Source organism: Levilactobacillus yonginensis, assembly GCF_003946265.1.
GTDB classification, from domain to species: Bacteria; Bacillota; Bacilli; order Lactobacillales; family Lactobacillaceae; genus Levilactobacillus; species Levilactobacillus yonginensis.
The window spans coordinates 43,395-62,948 of sequence record NZ_RHNO01000004.1 but is presented as its reverse complement, the minus strand read 5'-3'; the positions used below and the strand labels follow the sequence as shown (position 1 = coordinate 62,948).

Annotated in this window: 16 protein-coding genes; all 16 read left to right on the top strand. The window is 49.7% G+C overall.

Translation table 11 applies throughout. The features are described from left to right. The first annotated feature begins 117 nt into the window (after window positions 1-117). Window positions 118-912, top strand: coding sequence for a TIGR00282 family metallophosphoesterase (locus tag EKM87_RS03280; RefSeq protein ID WP_125681817.1), 795 nt, complete (start codon window positions 118-120; stop codon window positions 910-912). A gap of 28 nt (window positions 913-940) precedes the next feature. Further along, on the top strand, window positions 941-3,628 hold the full coding sequence (mutS, locus tag EKM87_RS03275; RefSeq protein ID WP_125681815.1) for a DNA mismatch repair protein MutS: 2,688 nt from the start codon (window positions 941-943) through the stop codon (window positions 3,626-3,628). Between the two features lie 72 nt (window positions 3,629-3,700). After that, entirely contained in the window at window positions 3,701-5,716 is a 2,016-nt protein-coding gene (mutL, locus tag EKM87_RS03270) for a DNA mismatch repair endonuclease MutL (protein WP_125681813.1), read from the top strand. Between the two features lie 80 nt (window positions 5,717-5,796). Continuing rightward, window positions 5,797-6,402, top strand: a complete 606-nt coding sequence (gene ruvA / locus EKM87_RS03265) for a Holliday junction branch migration protein RuvA (protein WP_125681811.1) — start codon at window positions 5,797-5,799, stop codon at window positions 6,400-6,402. A 21-nt stretch (window positions 6,403-6,423) separates the two neighbouring features. Next, a complete protein-coding gene (gene ruvB, locus EKM87_RS03260) occupies window positions 6,424-7,446 on the top strand; it encodes a Holliday junction branch migration DNA helicase RuvB (RefSeq protein ID WP_125681809.1) in 1,023 nt (340 codons plus the stop codon). Window positions 7,447-7,680: 234 nt separating this feature from the next. Then, window positions 7,681-8,034, top strand: coding sequence for a preprotein translocase subunit YajC (gene yajC / locus EKM87_RS03255; protein ID WP_404819654.1), 354 nt, complete (start codon window positions 7,681-7,683; stop codon window positions 8,032-8,034). 522 nt (window positions 8,035-8,556) lie between these two features. After that, window positions 8,557-9,624 (top strand): DNA polymerase IV, encoded by a 1,068-nt coding sequence (gene dinB, locus EKM87_RS03250; RefSeq protein WP_404819653.1) that lies wholly within the window; start codon window positions 8,557-8,559, stop codon window positions 9,622-9,624. A 97-nt stretch (window positions 9,625-9,721) separates the two neighbouring features. Continuing rightward, a complete protein-coding gene (locus tag EKM87_RS03245; RefSeq protein ID WP_125681802.1) occupies window positions 9,722-10,687 on the top strand; it encodes a DHH family phosphoesterase in 966 nt (321 codons plus the stop codon). Next, window positions 10,684-12,042, top strand: a complete 1,359-nt coding sequence (locus tag EKM87_RS03240) for a DEAD/DEAH box helicase (RefSeq protein WP_125681800.1) — start codon at window positions 10,684-10,686, stop codon at window positions 12,040-12,042. The genes EKM87_RS03245 and EKM87_RS03240 overlap by 4 nt, the downstream gene beginning before the upstream one ends. A 302-nt stretch (window positions 12,043-12,344) precedes the next feature. Next, entirely contained in the window at window positions 12,345-14,987 is a 2,643-nt protein-coding gene (alaS, locus tag EKM87_RS03235; RefSeq protein WP_125681798.1) for an alanine--tRNA ligase, read from the top strand. 192 nt (window positions 14,988-15,179) lie between these two features. Next, on the top strand, window positions 15,180-15,452 hold the full coding sequence (locus EKM87_RS03230; protein ID WP_125681796.1) for an IreB family regulatory phosphoprotein: 273 nt from the start codon (window positions 15,180-15,182) through the stop codon (window positions 15,450-15,452). Further along, window positions 15,449-15,886, top strand: a complete 438-nt coding sequence (ruvX, locus tag EKM87_RS03225) for a Holliday junction resolvase RuvX (protein ID WP_125681794.1) — start codon at window positions 15,449-15,451, stop codon at window positions 15,884-15,886. Before EKM87_RS03230 ends, ruvX begins: the two co-directional genes overlap by 4 nt. A gap of 8 nt (window positions 15,887-15,894) precedes the next feature. After that, entirely contained in the window at window positions 15,895-16,206 is a 312-nt protein-coding gene (locus EKM87_RS03220; RefSeq protein ID WP_125681792.1) for a DUF1292 domain-containing protein, read from the top strand. Between the two features lie 138 nt (window positions 16,207-16,344). Then, window positions 16,345-16,608: a cell division protein ZapA gene (locus EKM87_RS03215; RefSeq protein ID WP_125681790.1), complete on the top strand. Its 264-nt coding sequence runs from the start codon at window positions 16,345-16,347 to the stop codon at window positions 16,606-16,608. A 1-nt stretch (window position 16,609) separates the two neighbouring features. Then, a complete protein-coding gene (locus tag EKM87_RS03210) occupies window positions 16,610-17,146 on the top strand; it encodes a CvpA family protein (RefSeq protein ID WP_125681788.1) in 537 nt (178 codons plus the stop codon). Between the two features lie 26 nt (window positions 17,147-17,172). After that, window positions 17,173-19,536, top strand: coding sequence for an endonuclease MutS2 (locus EKM87_RS03205; protein WP_125681786.1), 2,364 nt, complete (start codon window positions 17,173-17,175; stop codon window positions 19,534-19,536). Window positions 19,537-19,554 lie beyond the last annotated feature (18 nt).

The window sequence follows — 19,554 nt, the reverse complement described above, 5'->3', positions numbered from 1 at the left end:
CTCGGTCCAGCGGATTTAACTCACGCAGAATCCAAGGAACCATGGTAAAATAGAGGTTATTTAATAATACTGGAAAAACCAGCTAGACCTTGTGAGGTCTAAGATAGGGGAACGAAGATGCGAATTCTGTTTGTCGGTGACGTTGTTGGGAACTTGGGTATGGATATGATTCACGAGTACCTCCCACAATTGAAACGCGATTTGAAGCCACAGGTCACCATAGTTAACGGGGAGAATTCGACCCCGGTTGGTCGCGGAATCAGCCAAAATATTTACAAGCAACTCTTGAAAGATGGTGCGGACGTTGTCACTATGGGGAACCATACCTGGGACAACGCCGAACTGTATGATTTTATCGGTGATGCCAACCGGTTGGTGCGGCCCTTGAACTTTCCTGGTGATACACCAGGACAAGGGTGGACTAAGGTAAAGGTCAACCAACAAGTACTGGCCGTAGTCAACATGCAGGGGCGAGTATTCATGAATCCCATGGATGATCCGTTTGCGATGATGAAGGACTTATTGCCTAAGCTCGATACGGACTTTGTCTTTGTAGATTTCCATGCGGAAACGACCAGTGAGAAGCGGGCCTTTGCGATGCGGTATGACGGCCAGCTGTCAGCAGTCGTCGGGACTCACACGCACGTCCAAACCAGCGACGCACAAGTATTGCCACACGGAACGGCCTTCTTGACCGAAACGGGGATGACTGGTCCCGCTAACAGTGTGCTGGGTATGCAGGCTGATAGCGTGATTGAACGCTTTGAAAACCAACGACCAACCCGGTACACGGTTCAGGAAAAGGGCCCGGGTCTACTCTCAGGCTGTGTGATTGATATTAATGACAAGACGGGGCACGCAACGCGGATTCATTCGATCTTGATTAGTCCGCAACACCCGTACCAGAGCTAAACGACAACGGAAGGATGAACCATTTTTCATGACGAAAGCGAACACGACTCCCATGATGGTGCAGTATCAAAAAATTAAAGATCAGTATCCTGATGCCTTTCTATTCTACCGGCTGGGGGATTTCTATGAAATGTTTAATGAGGATGCCGTCAAAGGCTCCCAACTCTTAGAATTAACGCTGACGACGCGGAGTCACAGTGCGAAGAATCCGATTCCCATGTGTGGGGTACCACATAAGGCTGTGCAGAGCTATATCGATATTCTCGTCGATCAAGGTTACAAGGTTGCTATCTGTGAGCAGATGGAAGACCCTAAGCTTGCTAAAGGCATGGTTAAACGGGAAGTTATCCAACTGGTGACACCTGGGACGCAGACCGATACTGGTGCGGCCGGTGCGAAGCGCAACAATTATTTGACTGCGCTGATCATGCCAGCTAAGGATGACTTTGGCTTAGCCTACACCGACCTGTCGACTGGTGAGCTGAAGGCGGCCGAGTTGAGCAGTGTGGATGCAGTGGTGAATGAATTGATGAGTTTGCAAACGAAGGAAGTCGTCGTGGATGATACGGTGACGACTGAGTTGCGGGATCGACTCAAGCAATTAGGAATCTTGATCTCTACGCAAACGGACGTCCAAACTAGTTCTGAGTTGAGTTACGTCGAGCAGGACCTTACCACGGACCGATTACGTGGCGTGGTGGGCGTCCTAGTGACCTACGTCACGGTCACTCAGAAACGTAGCCTGGCCCACCTACAACGAGCAGTGGCTTACCAACCGACTGCTTTTTTGAAGATGGATCATTCTTCTCAGACCAATCTGGAAATCACGCAAAACTTGCGGACCAAGAAGAAGTCGGGGACATTGTTGTGGCTGTTGGATGAAACCAAAACGGCGATGGGGGGACGACTCCTCAAGCAGTGGCTTGATCGTCCTTTGATCAATCGTCAACAGATTGAAGACCGACAGGCCAAGGTCGGCGCTCTGTTGGACCACTACTTTGAACGTAACAACCTGCAGGGCGAATTGGTCAAGGTCTATGACCTGGAACGGTTGGCTGGACGAGTGGCCTTTGGGAGTGTCAACGGTCGAGACTTGATTCAGCTGCAAACGTCGTTGGAACAGGTTCCACAGATTCAGCATACCATCGAGGAATTGGGCGAAAAGATTTTTGATCCGATGCTCAACAACCTGGACCCTGTGGCGGACGTAGCGGATATCATTCGAGAAACCATCGTGCCAGAACCACCATTGTCAGTAGCTGACGGTGGGGTCATTCGCGATGGGTTTAATGACCAACTGGACGAGTACCGCGATGCCATGCGTAACGGGAAGACTTGGCTAGCTGAGATGGAGGCCCACGAGCGTGAGGTCACTGGCATCAACAACCTGAAAATTGGGTATAACCACGTCTTTGGTTACTACATTGAGGTGACGAAGGTCAATCTCGATAAGTTACCAGCTGACCGTTACGAACGTAAACAAACCTTGGCGAATGCAGAGCGGTTTTCAACGCCAGAATTGAAGGAAAAAGAACAGCTCATTTTGGAGGCTCAGGAAAAGTCTAAGTCGCTAGAATACCAATTGTTTGTTGACCTGCGTGAAGAGGTTAAGAAGGCGATTACTCGTCTACAAAAGTTAGCAGCAACGATTGCCAGCTTGGATGTTCTGCAAAGCTTTGCGGTGGTCAGTGAGGACTATCACTTCGTTAAACCAACGCTGGTGGCGGGGCACACGCTGAAGATTACGCAGGGCCGCCATCCCGTGGTCGAAAAAGTGCTGGGTCGGCAGTCATACGTGCCCAACGATGTGACGATGGATCAGGATACTAATATTTTGCTGATCACCGGACCCAACATGTCTGGGAAGAGTACTTACATGCGGCAACTGGCACTGACTGTGATCATGGCGCAGATGGGGTGTTTTGTGCCCGCTGAGGCTGCTGAAATGCCCATCTTCGATCAAATTTTTACGCGAATTGGTGCGGCGGACGACCTGATCTCTGGTCAGAGTACGTTCATGGTTGAAATGCAGGAAGCCAATCACGCCTTGAGTCAGGCGACTGCCAACAGCTTGATTTTATTTGATGAAATTGGGCGGGGGACGGCCACCTATGATGGGATGGCGTTAGCACAAGCCATCATTGAGTTTGTGCATAATCGGGTGCATGCTAAGACGCTGTTCTCAACCCACTACCACGAGTTAACGGCGCTAGACCAGTCGCTCAAGCAGCTACGTAACGTTCACGTTGGCGCGGTTGAACGTGACGGCGACCTGGTCTTCTTACATCAAATGCAGCCAGGTCCGGCCGACAAGTCTTATGGGATTCACGTGGCGAAGCTGGCGGGGATGCCAGACAACTTGTTACAACGGGCAGAGGTTATTTTGCAGCATCTGGAAGAGGAAGCTGCTGAACAGCCTGCTGTCGCAGTTGAGACGACGAGTACAGCCGTTGTGACGCCTGAATCACAGGTGACTGTGCCGGTTGAGCCAGCACAGGATACGGCGCCAACGCCGGCTGCAACTACACCAGCACAACCTGAAAGTACCGCTTCTGATCAGGATCAACAGTTGTCCTTGTTCTCAGATGCACCAGAGTTGAGTCCGGCACAGAGTAAGGTGCTTGGCCAGCTATCTGAGTTGAATCTAATGGGGATGACGCCCATGGCGGTCATGAATCAGGTTTATCAATGGCAACAGAAGTTAAATAAAAAATAGTGTGAGTTGCATTTAACTGAATGTTTCAAAAACAAAGTATGATGAAATTATTTTAAGAAGGGAAGGGTCGTTATGGCCAAAATTCATGAGTTAGCGTCGGTTCTGGCCGACCAAATCGCAGCGGGTGAAGTGGTTGAACGGCCCGCCTCAGTGGTCAAAGAATTAGTGGAAAACGCGGTAGATGCTCACAGTCAGCAGATCGACATTACGGTTGAAGAGGCTGGCTTGAAGCGGATCACCGTCGTTGATGATGGGGACGGCATTGCGGATGAAGATACCGAGATGGCCTTCAAACGTCATGCCACCAGTAAGATCACGGAACGGCGCGATTTGTTTCGAATCAAGTCGCTGGGGTTCCGGGGTGAAGCGTTGCCAAGTATCGCGTCCGTGGCCGATGTGACGTTGTCCACGTCTACGGGTGGCGTTGGTACGCTGATTCATAACGTTGGTGGTATCATCCAGGAACACACCGCTGCGGCGGCTCGTAAAGGGACGACGGTTACAGTGAAAGATCTCTTCGGCAACGTCCCAGCACGCTTGAAGTATTTGAAGTCACCTGCGACCGAATTGGCCCGAATTACTGACATTGTTAATCGTCTAGCTCTGAGCTACCCCAACATTGCTTTTTCTCTGGTTCACAATGGCCGTGAGTTAACCCGGACGACGGGGCGGGGAGATCTCCAACAGGTGATTGCCGGTATTTACGGTGTTCAGAGTGCCCGTAAAATGGTTGACATTCAGGGTGAGAATCCAGACTTCAAGATTCACGGTTACGTGAGCCTGCCGGAACTGACCCGGGCTAGTCGGCAGTATATTTCCCTGTTACTCAACGGTCGGTTTATTCATAATTTTCAGCTGAGTAAGGCGTTGATTGCTGGGTATGGTTCCAAATTGATGGTCGGGCGTTATCCGCTGGCGGTGTTAGACATCACAATGGATCCACTGTTAGTTGACGTGAACGTTCACCCAACCAAGCAGGAGGTTCGCATCAGTGAGGAACCCGAACTGATGCAACTGATTCAGGACACAGTTTTCAAACGATTATCGCAAGAAAATTTGATTCCGGATGCCCTCAGCGAAGGCGCCCCCACCAAGCGGGAAGAACGCAATACAGATCAGTTGACTATGGCGTTGAACGACGTATCAGCTAAGTACGAAATGCCTACTCAGGCGAGCCTTCAAACACCTGAGCCTCAGGTTGCACAGCCCATCCAGCCGACGTCCTCGGCCGCCGATTCGGTGGCCCCCGCAGCTGGACCGCAACCGCTACAGACACCCGAAGAGGTGCCAGTGGCGCCCGTTGTGGTTCACGACCGGGCGGACTTTGCACAATCAGCAGTTAAACAATTCGATGAGAAGTATCAGACTGAAACGGTGGCCGCACCGCTAGGGAGGTCGCAGGCTCCCACTAAAGAAGCGACCGCGACGACGGTGGCAGCGACCAACCATATGACTGCGGAGCCACCCGTCCAGCGTTTTCCACAATTACGCTACTTGGGTCAAGTTCACGGGACGTATTTGCTGGCAGAAGCGGATGACGGTCTCTACCTGGTGGATCAACATGCCGCGCAAGAACGCGTCAACTATGAGTTTTACCGTCAAGCAATTGGCGAGGTCAGCGATGACGAGCAGAAATTGTTGGTTCCCATTGTCTTAGACTACCCAACCACGGATGTGTTGGAACTTACCAACCATCTGGAAACGTTGGGCAGTGTGGGGGTTCACCTGGAATCATTTGGCCCCAACAGTTTTATCGTTCATGAACATCCCACCTGGTTCAAGGCCGGTCAGGAAACGGATACGGTTAAGGAAATGGTGGATTGGGTGTTGAAGGATGGCAAGATCTCCGTGGCGGCTTTCCGGGAAAAAGCGGCCATCATGATGAGCTGTAAGCGAGCCATCAAGGCTAACCATCACTTGGATGACCAGCAGGCTCGAGCGTTGTTGAAGAAGTTGGCAACGGCTGAAAACCCGTTCAATTGTCCTCATGGGCGTCCAGTCCTGGTTCACTTCACTGACCAAGACTTGGAAAAGCTCTTCAAACGGATTCAGGATCCGCATCACAGTGGTGACGACTGGGAAGAATAGATTTTTTGCCAGTTTCGTTGGCCAATGTGGTACAATTTGTAGAGCAAACATATGTTTTCTTAAAGGAGATTAGACGGACCATGTATGAATACCTCCACGGGACCATTACGGCCGTTTATCCAGACCACGTTGTTGTTGATGTTAACGGCGTGGGGTACCTGGTAAATACGGCCAATCCCTACCGCTACCAAGTGGGCAGTGAAGCCACCACGATTTACGTGTATCAAGCCGTTAGTGACAGTGCCCAAACGTTGTACGGTTTTGCAGATTTTGCAGAAAAGCAACTCTTTTTGAAGCTGATCAACGTGAACGGTATTGGCCCCAAGAGTGCCTTGGCTATTTTGGCAAATCCGGATCACCAGGGATTGATGTTGGCCATTAAGACCAACGATACTGGTTTCCTCACGAAGTTTCCCGGAGTTGGTAAAAAAACGGCCGGTCAGATTGTGCTGGATCTGCAAAACAAGCTGGATGATCTGGCACCAGCTGATGATGGCACGTTGTTCACACCAGAAGTGGCGACAACGGATGGTGAGAATCCTCAGCTGGCCGACGCCATTGCTGCGTTGACCGCACTGGGTTATCGGGCCACCGCAGTTAACAAAATCAAACCCAAGCTCATGAAATTTGCTGGCGAGTCCACGAACGATTATTTGAGCGAAGGTTTACGGTTATTAACCAAGTAATGAGGGAAAGGAGGGGCAGTTATGACGGATGACGAACGAATCGTTTCGCCGGAACCTGAAGATCAAAATGAAGATTCCATTGAAAAGTCTTTGCGACCACAGACGTTGGCGCAGTATATTGGGCAGGCACCCATCAAGCATGAGCTGTCGGTGTATATTCAGGCGGCTAAACAGCGTGAGGAATCGCTCGACCACGTGCTGCTATACGGACCACCTGGCCTAGGGAAAACGACCTTAGCCATGGTGATTGCCAATGAGATGGGTGTGCAGATTCGGACGACCAGTGGTCCGGCCATTGAGAAGCCGGGTGACTTGGTAGCACTTTTAAATGAGTTACAACCAGGCGACATTCTCTTCATAGACGAAATTCACCGGTTACCGAAAATCGTTGAGGAAATGTTGTATTCTGCAATGGAAGACTTTTTCATCGACATCGTGGTTGGCCAGGGACCAACGGCGCATCCCGTTCATTTTCCCCTCCCACCGTTTACTTTGATTGGGGCCACCACGCGGGCCGGACTACTGTCCTCGCCATTGCGGGACCGTTTCGGTATTGTCGAACACATGGCATATTACGAGACGGCTGACTTGCAAGAAATTGTGACGCGTTCAGCGGACATTTTTAACACGACGATTGCGACTGAGGGGGCCCATGAAGTGGCGCTCCGTTCGCGGGGGACACCGCGGATCGCCAACCGCTTGTTGAAACGAATTCGTGATTTTGCAGAGGTTTCGCCGGACCATTCGACAATTGATCTGGCTATTGTCGATCACGCGTTAAAGCTGTTACGCGTGGATTCAGCGGGCTTGGATTCCACAGACATCAAATTACTGGAAACGATGATCGATTACTATAACGGGGGTCCGGTAGGCCTGAACACCCTGGCGGCTAACGTCGGGGAAGAGACCGAAACGGTTGCGGCGATGTATGAACCTTACCTGTTACAGCGCGGATACCTGAAGCGAACCGCTCGTGGGCGGGTCGTGACCGCCGCTGGCTACGCCCACCTAGGACGGGAGCTCCCGCCAACAGCCAACTCGTAAACGACTCGATGCACCAGTATTTGTGGCGTCAGGCAGGATGGTTGTTGAATTTGGGCACTAAAACGAACTCGTTAAGAATTTCTAGAAATAATTGGACGGATTCCCGGTATTCTGGTAAAGTTGTCCAATAGATAGATTATAAAGGGGTGAACGAACGTGTTAGATAGTTTTAACGTTGCCGCAGCAACTGGTGGTTACTCAACGCTGATCATTTTGGTGGTCTTCTTAGGCTTGATGTACTTCTTAATGTTACGGCCACAACAAAAGCAACAAAAGAAGCACAAGGACATGATGAGCGAGCTTAAAAAAGGCGACCACGTCATCACGATTGGCCGGTTACACGGTGTGATTGATGAAATCAACGATGCCGACAAAACGGCTACCTTGGATTGCGACGGAATCTACTTGGTCTTTGACCTCCGGGCCATTGCACAAGTAACTTCTCAAGCACCACAAGCAGTAACTGCCCCAGCTGCTGAAGAAGCAACTAGCGAAGCTGCTACTGAAGACAAGCCAGCTGAAAACGATACTGACGATGCTGCCAGTGACGAAGCTGCTGAAAAAACTGACGACGAATCAGCTAAATAGTGTCAAAAGTTCGGTCTCTCGGAGGCCGTTTTTTTTTGCTGATTTTTAGAGATAAACAGTCCGTAATGTTTTTGGATGGGCTTTAACAAACGAATCAGTAATTGGATAAAAGTTTATGCTAGAGGAGAAATTGTTAACTGATAAAGGGGATGCTGACAAGTCGCGAGGTAGTCTCATCCTTGTCAACGATGTAAGCGGAGGTGGTCAGGGCGGGGGCCGGCAGTGAAAATGGCGTTAGCTAACGGTTCTGGTTAGCTTAGGCCATGGGCGTATTTAAAGACACGGGGGCTTCGTGGCTTTAAATCGAGCGAGAAGCCCGCTCTTGGGCTGAAGCGTCCCCACAGCAGGCGCCCGCCCTGACCATCGGAGCGGATGTTATTACCAACACCTATTGACTATTTAATCAAAACCGTTGAAGGCAAACGGACGTTTGGGTACAATGGGAATAGGAATTTGCTAAGCTGGGAGGTGACAGCGGTGGTACCCGCAAAGTACACGCAACGAAAGATTATTCACGTTGATATGGATGCGTTCTACGCGTCGATTGAGGAGCGGGACCACCCGGAATTTAAGGGCCATCCCTTGATCATTGCCCGAGACCCCCGTCGCACGGGTGGGCGTGGGGTTGTGACCACCGCTAATTACGTTGCGCGGCAGGCCGGGGTGCATTCTGCCATGAACGCCAATGAGGCGTTAAAGCTCTCACCCAGTGCCACCTTTAAGGACCCCGATTTCCCCCATTACCGAGAAATTTCGGATCAAATCCACGCTATTTTTCATGAATATACGGACAAGATTGAAACTGTGGCGTTTGACGAAGCCTACCTTGACGTGACGGAGAATAAGCACCACATTCATTCGGCGGTTCAGGTCGCCCACGCGATTCAGGTAGAGATTTTTGAAAAGACCCATCTGACGTGTTCAACGGGTATCTCGTACAGTAAGTTCCTGGCTAAGGAAGCCTCCGACTTTCGGAAACCGGTCGGGGTAAGTGTGATTTTGCCGGAGGACGCTCACGACTTTCTCATGGCACTGCCAATAGAGCGGTACCGGGGAGTCGGCAAGAAGACGGTGCCCAAGATGCACGAGCTGGGAATCATGAACGGAGCGGACCTTTTTCAACGGTCACAGTTGGAGTTGATTCACGACTTTGGCAAATTTGGCTATGTGTTGTACCAACGGGTTCGCGGAATCGACGAGCGGCCGGTTGAATATTTACGAGAACGTAAATCGATTGGCAAAGAACGGACGTACGGTCCTCCGCTGACCTCAGTGGGGGAAGTGGAGAATCAGCTACAACGGTTAGCAGAAATGGTTGCCACGACGGTCAAACAAAAGCAGCGTCACGGTAAAACCCTGGTACTGAAGTTCCGGGATAGTGAATTTAATACCATCACTAAGCGGATTACCCAGGATGATTTCATCGACAACGACGCCCAGGTGTATTACGATTTGGCGTTGGACTTGTACCACAGTGTGGCTAAGGATGAGGAACCCGTCCGATTGCTGGGAATTACAATCACCGGCTTGGCAGCACAGACGTTTGAAAATTTAAAATTACCGTTATTTGGCCCGAATCGTGAGAAATAGCAGACTTTCTTTGATATTACCCCGTAAAACTTGTATACTGAAACGCGGTATCGACGCGTCTTGGTCGAAAAAACGGATAGAAAACGGGTGAACTATATTGGCCATTGAAACTGCCATTTTAGAAGAAATTAAAAAGTATGAAACGATTATTATTCACCGTCATCAACGCCCAGATCCTGATTGTATCGGGGCTCAATTGGCTTTACGGGACATTTTAAAAGCCAGTTTTCCTGATAAGAAAATCTTGGCCGTTGGGAAACATTATCCTGGCTTTGACTGGATGGGTCAGGCCGACCAGGACGTTGCCGATGAGGCCTTTCAGGATGCTTTAGTCATCGTGGTCGACACGGCTAACCAGCCGCGGGTCGATGACGAACGGTGGCAGTCGGGGAAGGCGGTCATTAAAATTGACCACCATCCTAACGACGACGCCTTTGGTGACCTTCAGTGGGTATTGGATCAAGCGTCCAGTACGTCTGAAATTATTTATGACTGGTACGATGTGAACTCAGCTGAACTGACCATGCCTGACGATGCGGCTCGACTACTGTATGCCGGCATCATTGGTGACACCGGTCGGTTCATGTACCCAGCTACCTCTGCCAACACTTTTGCGGTAGCTAGCAAGCTTCTGACCTACAACTTTTCCATGACCGCCGTCAACCAGGCGGAAGATGAAATTTCGCCGGCCATGGCCAAGTTGTCCGCTTACGTTTACCAGAACCTCGAAATTCTGCCTAGTGGGGCAGCGTACCTAAAGCTGACCGATGAAATCGTTGAGTCCTTTGGTTTAGCCGCCAAGGATTCAACGTCTGCCGTGGTGCCATTACCAGGTAAGATTACGTCGGTCGTTGCCTGGGCAATTTTCGTTGAATCTAAGGACCAGACGTTCCGCATTCGGTTGCGATCGAAGGGACCTTCCATCAACGAATTAGCGAAGAACCACGGTGGGGGCGGTCATGCCCTGGCCAGTGGTGCCACTGCCCACGATCAAGCAGAGATTGACCAAGTTATCCACGAACTCGATGAGTTAGTGGCTAACGATAAAGGAGAAAATGAATGAGCAAGGATTTTAAAGAATTTAACCTGCAGCCGTATTTAATGACGGCCCTGCACAAGATTGGCTTCGTGAAGCCCACAGCGGTTCAGGAAAAATTAATTCCCATCATCGCTTCGGGTAAGGACGTTGTCGGCCAATCACAGACCGGGAGTGGGAAGACGCATACTTTCCTGTTACCGATTTTTAATCAATTAACTGAAGAGAACCAGGTTCAGGCAGTGATCACGACCCCTAGCCGGGAACTCGCTTACCAAATTCACACAGCGGCAGAACAACTAGCAGCTGAGGCACCTTTTGAAATTCGGATTGGTAATTACGTTGGGGGGACTGATAAGAAGCGGCAGATTGAAAAGCTGCATCATTATCAACCCCAATTGATTATTGGGACGCCTGGTCGGGTCAAGGATTTAATTGACTCACAAGCACTGGATGTGCATACCACACGGCAGTTTGTCGTCGATGAAGCTGACATGACTTTGGACTTAGGTTTCTTAGACCAAGTTGATAAGATTGCTGGCCGGATGCCTAAGAACCTGCAAATGATGGTCTTTTCAGCGACGATTCCCCAACGGTTGAACCCATTCTTACGTAAGTACATGAACCATCCAGTTGTTGAAGAGATTCCAACTGATACCATTATTTCAGACACCATCGACAATTGGTTGATTTCAACCAAAGGTCAGAACAGAAACCAACTGATCTATTCCCTGATTACGATGGGAGAACCTTACCTGGTCTTAATCTTTGCGAATACCAAGACGCGAGTTGAACAAATTCACGACTTCTTGAAGAATCAAGGCCTCAAGGTTGCCATGATTCACGGGGGCATCAAGCCTCGTGAACGGAAGCGGGTCATGCGTGAAGTTAAGAACTTGCAGTATCAGTTTGTGGTGGCAACCGACTTGGCTGCCCGGGGAATTGATATTGAAGGGGTTTCTCACGTGATCAACGATGATATCCCTGAAGATTTGGACTTCTTTATTCACCGGGTCGGTCGGACGGGCCGTCAGGGGATGCCAGGAACGGCCATCACCCTGTACTCACCAGATGAGGAAGTTAAGATCAGCCAGATTGAAGCGTTGGGGATCAAGTTCCAACCTAAGCGCATCAGCAATGGTGAAATCGTTGATTCCTATGACCGGAACCGCCGGACTAAGCGGGCTAAGAGTACCGCTAAGTTGGATCCAACCCTGATTGGGATGGTCAAGAAGAAGAAAAAGAAGATCAAGCCTGGCTATAAGCACCAAATCAAGCAGATCATTCACGCCAAGAAGGACCAAGAGAAGCGGATTGCGGCACGTCAGAGTGCGCGTAATGAGCGGAAACGGCGGAAGCGCGAATCAGACCGTTACCAATAATCTGAGATTCGTCGGTGAGCCGGCACTTCAGAATTGACAAGGTCAGCTCAGCCACCTATAATTTTGAATGGACAATTAAATATATCTCGAGGACATACCCCCGGTTACGGATTTTCAGAAACGTTTTGGATGCTGTGAAAAACGAGTCGGTAACGGGGTGGCGCTCCCTCAGTAACATCGCGACTCAGCGTTATGAGTTCAAGAGGTAAACGATTAAAACATCGTTGCAAGTAAAGTGGTACCGCGCTTCGGCGTCTTTACGGGCAACGGTGTTTTTGACATTTTTTGGAGGTTTTTAAGAGATGAAAGAGTTATCAAGTAGCGAAATTCGCCAGATGTACCTCGACTTCTTTAAGTCGAAGGGGCACGCAGTGGAACCAAGTTCGTCACTGGTTCCCCAAGATGATCCCTCATTATTGTGGATCAACTCCGGGGTGGCCACGATGAAGAAGTATTTCTCCGGCCAGGTTGTGCCAGAGAATCCCCGGATGACGAGTTCTCAAAAGAGTATCCGGACCAACGATATTGAAAACGTTGGGAAGACGGCGCGCCACCACACGCTGTTCGAAATGCTTGGGAATTTTTCTGTGGGTGACTACTTCAAGAAAGAAGCCATTGGATTTGCTTGGGAACTGTTGACGTCACCAGACTGGTTTGGCTGGGACGCTGATAAACTGTATATGACGGTTTACCCTAAGGATACGGACGCCAAGGATGCTTGGGAAGCGGTGGGCGTTGCTCCTGACCACATTATTGCCGTTGAAGATAACTTTTGGGATATTGGTGAAGGTCCTTCGGGCCCTGACTCCGAAGTCTTCTACGACCGGGGCGAAGCCTTTAATAACTTGGCTGCCGACGATCCAGAGAATTACCCTGGTGGCGAAAATGAACGCTACTTGGAAGTTTGGAACATCGTGTTCTCCCAGTTTAACCATGAACCGGATGGTAGCTACAAGCCCTTACCTCGTAAAAACATTGATACGGGGATGGGCTTAGAACGGGTCGTTTCCATTTTCCAAAATGCTCGGACGAACTTTGAAACCGACTTGTTCCTGCCAATTATTCATAAAACGGCTGAATTAAGTGACGGCAAGAAGTATGGTGACAATCACGAAGACGACGTGGCCTTCAAGGTGATTGCTGACCATGCCCGGGCTATTACGTTTGCCATTGGTGACGGGGCCTTGCCTAGCAATGAAGGTCGGGGTTACGTTATCCGGCGGCTGATTCGGCGGGCAATCGTTAACGGCCAGAAGCTGGGAATCAGTGGGGCTTTCTTGGATCAACTTGTCCCAGTGGTTGGCGAAATCATGCAGTCCTACTACCCAGATGTCTTGAAGCAGGCGGACTATATCGCTAAGATCGTTCGTTCTGAAGAAGACCGGTTTGGCGAAACGTTAAACGATGGGCTGAACCTGTTGAATAGTGTGATTGCTGATTTGAAAGAACAGGGCGGTACGCAGATTGACGGTGCCGACGCTTTCAAGTTGTATGATACCTACGGTTTCCCCGTTGAATTGACTGAAGAATACGCGGATGACCAGGGCATTACGGTCGACCAAGATGGCTTTAAGGCTGAAATGCAAAAGCAAAAGGACCGTGCTCGTAACGCGCGGGGCAAGCAAACAGCGATGGGGTTGCAACATGACCTGTTGATCAACGTTAAGACGCCTAGTGAGTACGTCGGGTACACGGACCTCGAGACGACCAGTACGTTGACCGAGTTAGTGGTTGATGATCAATTGGCCGATGAAGCGCCAGCTGGTGCGACTGTTGAAGCAATGTTTGACACCACGCCGTTTTACGCAGAAATGGGTGGTCAAGTTGCTGACAAAGGGGATATCTTGGCCAGTGACGGTACTGTCGTTGCCCACGTGACTGACGTGCAACACGCGCCTAACGGTCAAAATCTTCACACGTTGCGCCTCGTTGCGCCAATGAAGAAGGGCACGCGTTATGAACTGAAGGTTGACCGGAAGTTCCATAGCAAAGTTGAAAAGAACCATACGGCAACCCACTTATTGGACAAGGCTTTACGTGAAGTGTTCGGTGAACATACGCAACAAGCTGGGTCACTGGTTGAAGGCGACTACTTGCGGTTTGACTTTACTCACTTTGGTGCGGTTGATCCTGCTGACTTAGCCAAGGCTGAAGCCATCGTTAACGAAAAGATCTTTGCCGAAATGCCCGTTAAGACGGTTGTGACCGACATTGAATCCGCCAAGAAGATGGGTGCCATTGCGCTGTTTAGTGAAAAGTACGGAAAGACCGTTCGGGTCGTCAGTGCTGGTGATTTTGTAACTGAATTTTGTGGGGGGAACCACGTTAAGAATACCAATGAAATTGGCTTGTTCAAGATTACCTCAGAATCCGGGGTTGGTGCCGGTGTCCGGCGGATTGAAGCTGTGACTTCAGCTGCCGCTTACAAGTACTTGCACGATCATGATGACATTTTACATGCCGTAGGGAACGCTCTAAAGGTCACTCAGGTTACTGAAGTGACTCAGAAGGTTAGCGCCCTACAAGCACAAGTGAAGAGCTTAGAACAGCAACAAGCAGCCTTAGAAGGCAAGTTGGCTAGTCAAGAGGCCAGTGCCGTGTTCGATAAGATTACGACTGCTGGGAATTACCAACTGATCAGTGGGACCGTACAAGTGTCCAAGATGGACCAATTGCGGGCGTTAGCAGACACTTGGCGTGACCAAGCCCTGTCCGATGTGTTAGTATTGGGAGCCGAGGTAAACGGGAAGGCTAACCTGATTGTTGCAGTGTCTGCGGACAAACAAAAACAGGTCAAGGCCGGTGATCTAATCAAAGCCATTGCCCCTAAGATCAACGGTGGTGGTGGTGGTCGTCCTAACCTGGCGCAAGCCGGTGGGAAGAATCCCGCTGGGTTGCCAGATGCTATGACAGCCGCAGTTGATTGGCTGAGCGAACAAGACTAGACTTGAGCAGACGATGGTCATTGGATCGCGGTTTGCTGAATGAGATTGTTAAACGCCAGAGCCTGGGAAAATTTCTCCCGGGCTCTTGCTACCGGCAGTATTACGAATAGGTTACATTGAGAATCGTTCATTGTAGTTTTGTCGGCAATCGAGTAAAATTGAGGCTAAGTGAGAAGTGCGGGGGTGTTTATAGTGAGTTCATTAGACAAAACGATGTATTTTGACTTTGGGGCTAACCAGCCAAAGGATGTTCACGATACGCTGGTAACGGTCTATCAGGCACTAGAGGAAAAGGGTTATAACCCAATTAATCAGATTGTCGGCTACCTACTATCGGGCGATCCTGCATATATTCCACGTATTAATGATGCGCGGAACTTGATCCGTAAGCACGAACGCGATGAAATCATCGAGGAACTGGTGCGGGTTTACTTGAATCAGAATGGACCGGTGAAGCCTAAATGAAGTTAATGGGATTGGATGTTGGTTCCCGTACCGTGGGAATTGCCATCAGTGATGCGCTAGGTTGGACAGCACAGGGTGTTGAAATCATCCGGATCAACGAAGAGGAAGAAGTTTTCGGGATCGACCGTGTGGCCGAATTGGTTAAAGCTCACGAAGTTCAAGGCTTCGTGGTAGGTCTTCCTAAGAACATGAATAATTCGTTAGGTCCACGGGCCGCTGCTTCCAAGCGGTACGGTGAGATGTTGACCGAACGTTTCCATATGCCCGTTGACTTTGAGGACGAGCGGTTGACAACGGTTGAGGCGGAGCGTATGTTAGTTGAACAGGCGGATACGTCTCGCCGCAAGCGTAAAAAAGTTATTGATAAATTAGCAGCCGGGTTGATCTTGCAGAACTATTTAGATCGGCGAGGAAAATTAACCCGAGAAAAGTGAGGTTTCCCATGAACGAAGACCAAGAACAAATCACATTAGTTGATGAAAACGGTAATGAAGAATTATACGATGTTTTATTTACCTTTGAATCTGATGATTTTGGTAAGTCATACATTTTGATTTACCCATCCGGCAAGAGCGAAGACGAAGAAGTAGATATCCAAGCCTACGCTTTACCAGCCGATGATGACCCAGCTAACCCATCCGGTGGTGACTTGCAATTAATCGAGTCCGATGAAGAATGGGACATGGTTGAATCAGTTCTGAACACCTTCTTGGCAGACGGAACGATTGACCCTAACGCTGGCAAGAAAGACTAGTCAGTGATGAGGAAAGGACGGAGTATTCCGTCCTTTTTTGTTTGGCGTGAGTTTACGGAATATTAAGACGTCAAAACGTGCGTCCAGCCCCCTATTAATGGTAAAATAGGGCATTGTGCAAAACAGGGGGAAATTAAAATGACCGAAGAAACACACCGCTTCAAAGCTGTCATTGCGGGCAAGAGTTACACGATTGTGGGCCAAGCAACTGACGAGCATATGCGGGCAGTAACGGAATTGCTCAATGATCAATACAAACAGCTAAAAGAGTTGTCACCCAAAATCAGTAAGGAAGACGCTGCGATTCTGATGGCATTTAATGCTATTTCTGATCAGTTGAAAATGGCGGCGGCCAGTGACCAATCAGCTCCCAAAAAGGATAACGCGGAAACGGGGGACTAGTTTGGTACTCAGTTTAATTATTTTAGCAGTTCTCTACTTTGGTTTTCGCCGGGGCTATCGGCGGGGACTAGTGCTCCAAATACTGAACACCATTGGTTACATTATCGTGTGGCTAGCAGCCCGGTTTGGGGCCAAGCCATTGGCGGCAGGAATTGGCCAATTTGTGGGAAATCTGTCGCTTAACAGTTCGGTGAGTGCGGTGACGGCCAGCCAGAGTAGTTCTTTTTTCCTAAATGGGATTGCCTTTTCTGCTATTCTAACGGTGGGTTTCTTTATCACCCATCGCGTTGCCTACACGTTGAACAAGGTGACGTGGCTACCAGTTATTCATCAAGTAAACTCGTTAGCGGGCGGTCTAATTAATTTAGTCATCCGCTACGTCGTGATTTTTTTAATTCTAAATTTAATTATCCTGTTACCAAGTACGGGATTACAAAAAAGTTATCAAGCCTCGCCAGTGGCCCAGTTTATCGTGAAGCAAACGCCGGTTTTATCAAAACAGGTGTATAGCTGGTGGTTAACTGAGCAGGCGGCTTAACAACAATCGGTAGAGAGGAGAGCCCGATGAATCAAAAAACATTAAAAATTATGGAATACGATCGTATCAAACAAGCGTTACGGGGCTACCTAGTCTCCGCTGCGGGTCAGCATGAACTGGCACAATTAGCGCCAACGGCCGATGCCAAGCAGCTACAGATTTGGTTAGACGAAACGCGTGATGGTGCGGATATTTACCGACTAGAGAGTGGCATTCCACTCCCTAAACTCGATGATATTCGGCCGCACCTTCATCGCTTAGAGATGGAAGCGGCATTAAACGGTCTAGAATTGGCACAAATTAGCCGGGTGCTTTGGACGACAGGATCCGTGGTGAAGTTTTTCCACGACTTAGCTGAAAAGGAAGTTGATTTACGCCGGCTCAATCGTGTCGTCAAAGAGTTAGTGACCCTGCCAGATGTGACGCGCCGGTTGCGGACATCCCTGGAAGATGACGGTCACGTTACCGATGAGGCGTCACCGGCCCTGCGGCAGATTCGGCAGCACATTACGTCGACGGAAGCTGAGATTCGACGGACGATGGATCAATACACACGCGGCAAAGATGCCAAGTATTTGAGTGAAACCATTGTGACGATTCGAGATGATCGGTACGTCATTCCCGTGCGTTCTGAATACAAGCAGCGGTTCGGAGGCATCGTCCATGACCAAAGTGCCAGTGGACAAACGTTGTTTATAGAACCGCAGGCAGTGGTTGGGTTAAACAACCGATTACGGCAGAATCAGATTGATGAGCGACACGAAGAGCAACGGATTTTAGCCGAATTGACGGCATTATTAGACCCTTACCAGGAAGAAATCCTCCGCAACGCTGAGTTGTTAGGTCACTTTGACTTCATTAACGCTAAGGCCAAGTATGCGCATCAGTTAAAGGCCACGGAACCTAAGTTGTCAGTGGAAAATCAAGTGAGTCTGCGTCAGGCGCGTCACCCGTTGATCGACCAGAAGAAGGTCGTAGCTAACGATATTGCGATTGGAAAAGACTACAAGGCAATCATTGTGACTGGACCCAACACTGGTGGGAAGACTATTACCTTGAAAACGCTGGCTTTAGTGCAGCTAATGGGGCAATCTGGTCTCTTCATTCCGGCTAACGAGAACAGTGTTATCGGTGTGTTCAATGATATCTTTGCGGATATTGGGGATGAACAATCCATTGAACAGAGTCTGAGTACGTTCTCGGGGCACATGGAAAACATCGTCGCTATTCTTCAACAAGCCGACGACCACAGTCTCATCGTGGTCGATGAACTGGGTGCCGGAACCGATCCACAAGAAGGGGCGGCCTTGGCCATCGCTATCTTGGATGAAATCGGGACGTTGGGTAGCTACGTGATGGCGTCGACCCACTATCCAGAATTGAAGGCGTATGGATATAACCGACCAGATACCATCAACGCCAGCATGGAATTTAACGGCGAAACGCTACGGCCGACCTATCACCTGTTGATTGGGATTCCTGGGCGCAGTAACGCGTTAGACATTGCGGCGCGACTGGGGATGCCTTCACAGGTGATCGATGCAGCCCGCGGGCTGACGGATCAGGATAGTCAAGATTTAAACGCCATGATCTCAGATTTGACGGAACAGAAACGGCGGGTTGACGCAGATGCTGAGAATCTTCAGACCCAACTGACTGAAGCAGAAGAGTTACACGATGACTTGCGGAAGCAGTTTGACGCCTATCAACATCAAAAGGATCAGTTGATGACGGATGCTAAGCGTGATGCCAACCGACTGGTTGATGAGTCCCGTAAGCGGGCCAACCAAATCATCTCAGACCTCCGTAAGAAGCAGTTAGCTGCCGGTAAGAGTGTTGTTAAGGAAGATGAGTTAATTGCGGCTCAGGGAGCCTTAAACGCCCTCCAGCAGGACACTAAGCTCAAGAAGAATAAGGTCTTGCGTCGGGAAAAGGCCAAGCTGGACTTCCACAAGGGCGACAGTGTTCTGGTTAAGTCGTACGGTCAAATTGGGGTGCTGATGGAGCAGCTTGATGAGGGCCACTGGGAAGTACAATTGGGTATCTTGAAGATGAAGATTGCCAACAATGACTTGGAAAAGGCCAAGGATCCAGCTAAGTCGGCCAAGCAACCACGAGCAAGTATCAAACGGAGTGGGTCTAGCGGTATGTCGCCAACCCTTGACCTGCGTGGTCACCGTTACGAGGAAGCCATGGCTGAAGTCGACCGGTACATTGATTCCGCCTTGCTGGCTGGGTACCCATCTGTGACAATTATTCACGGTAAGGGGACTGGGGCTTTACGAACCGGGGTCACCAATTATTTGAAGCGGAACAATCGTATTAAAAGTTTTGGCTTTTCACCAGCTAATGCTGGGGGCGACGGTTCAACCGTTGTGCGGTTTAAGTAAGGATAGATTTAATGGTTT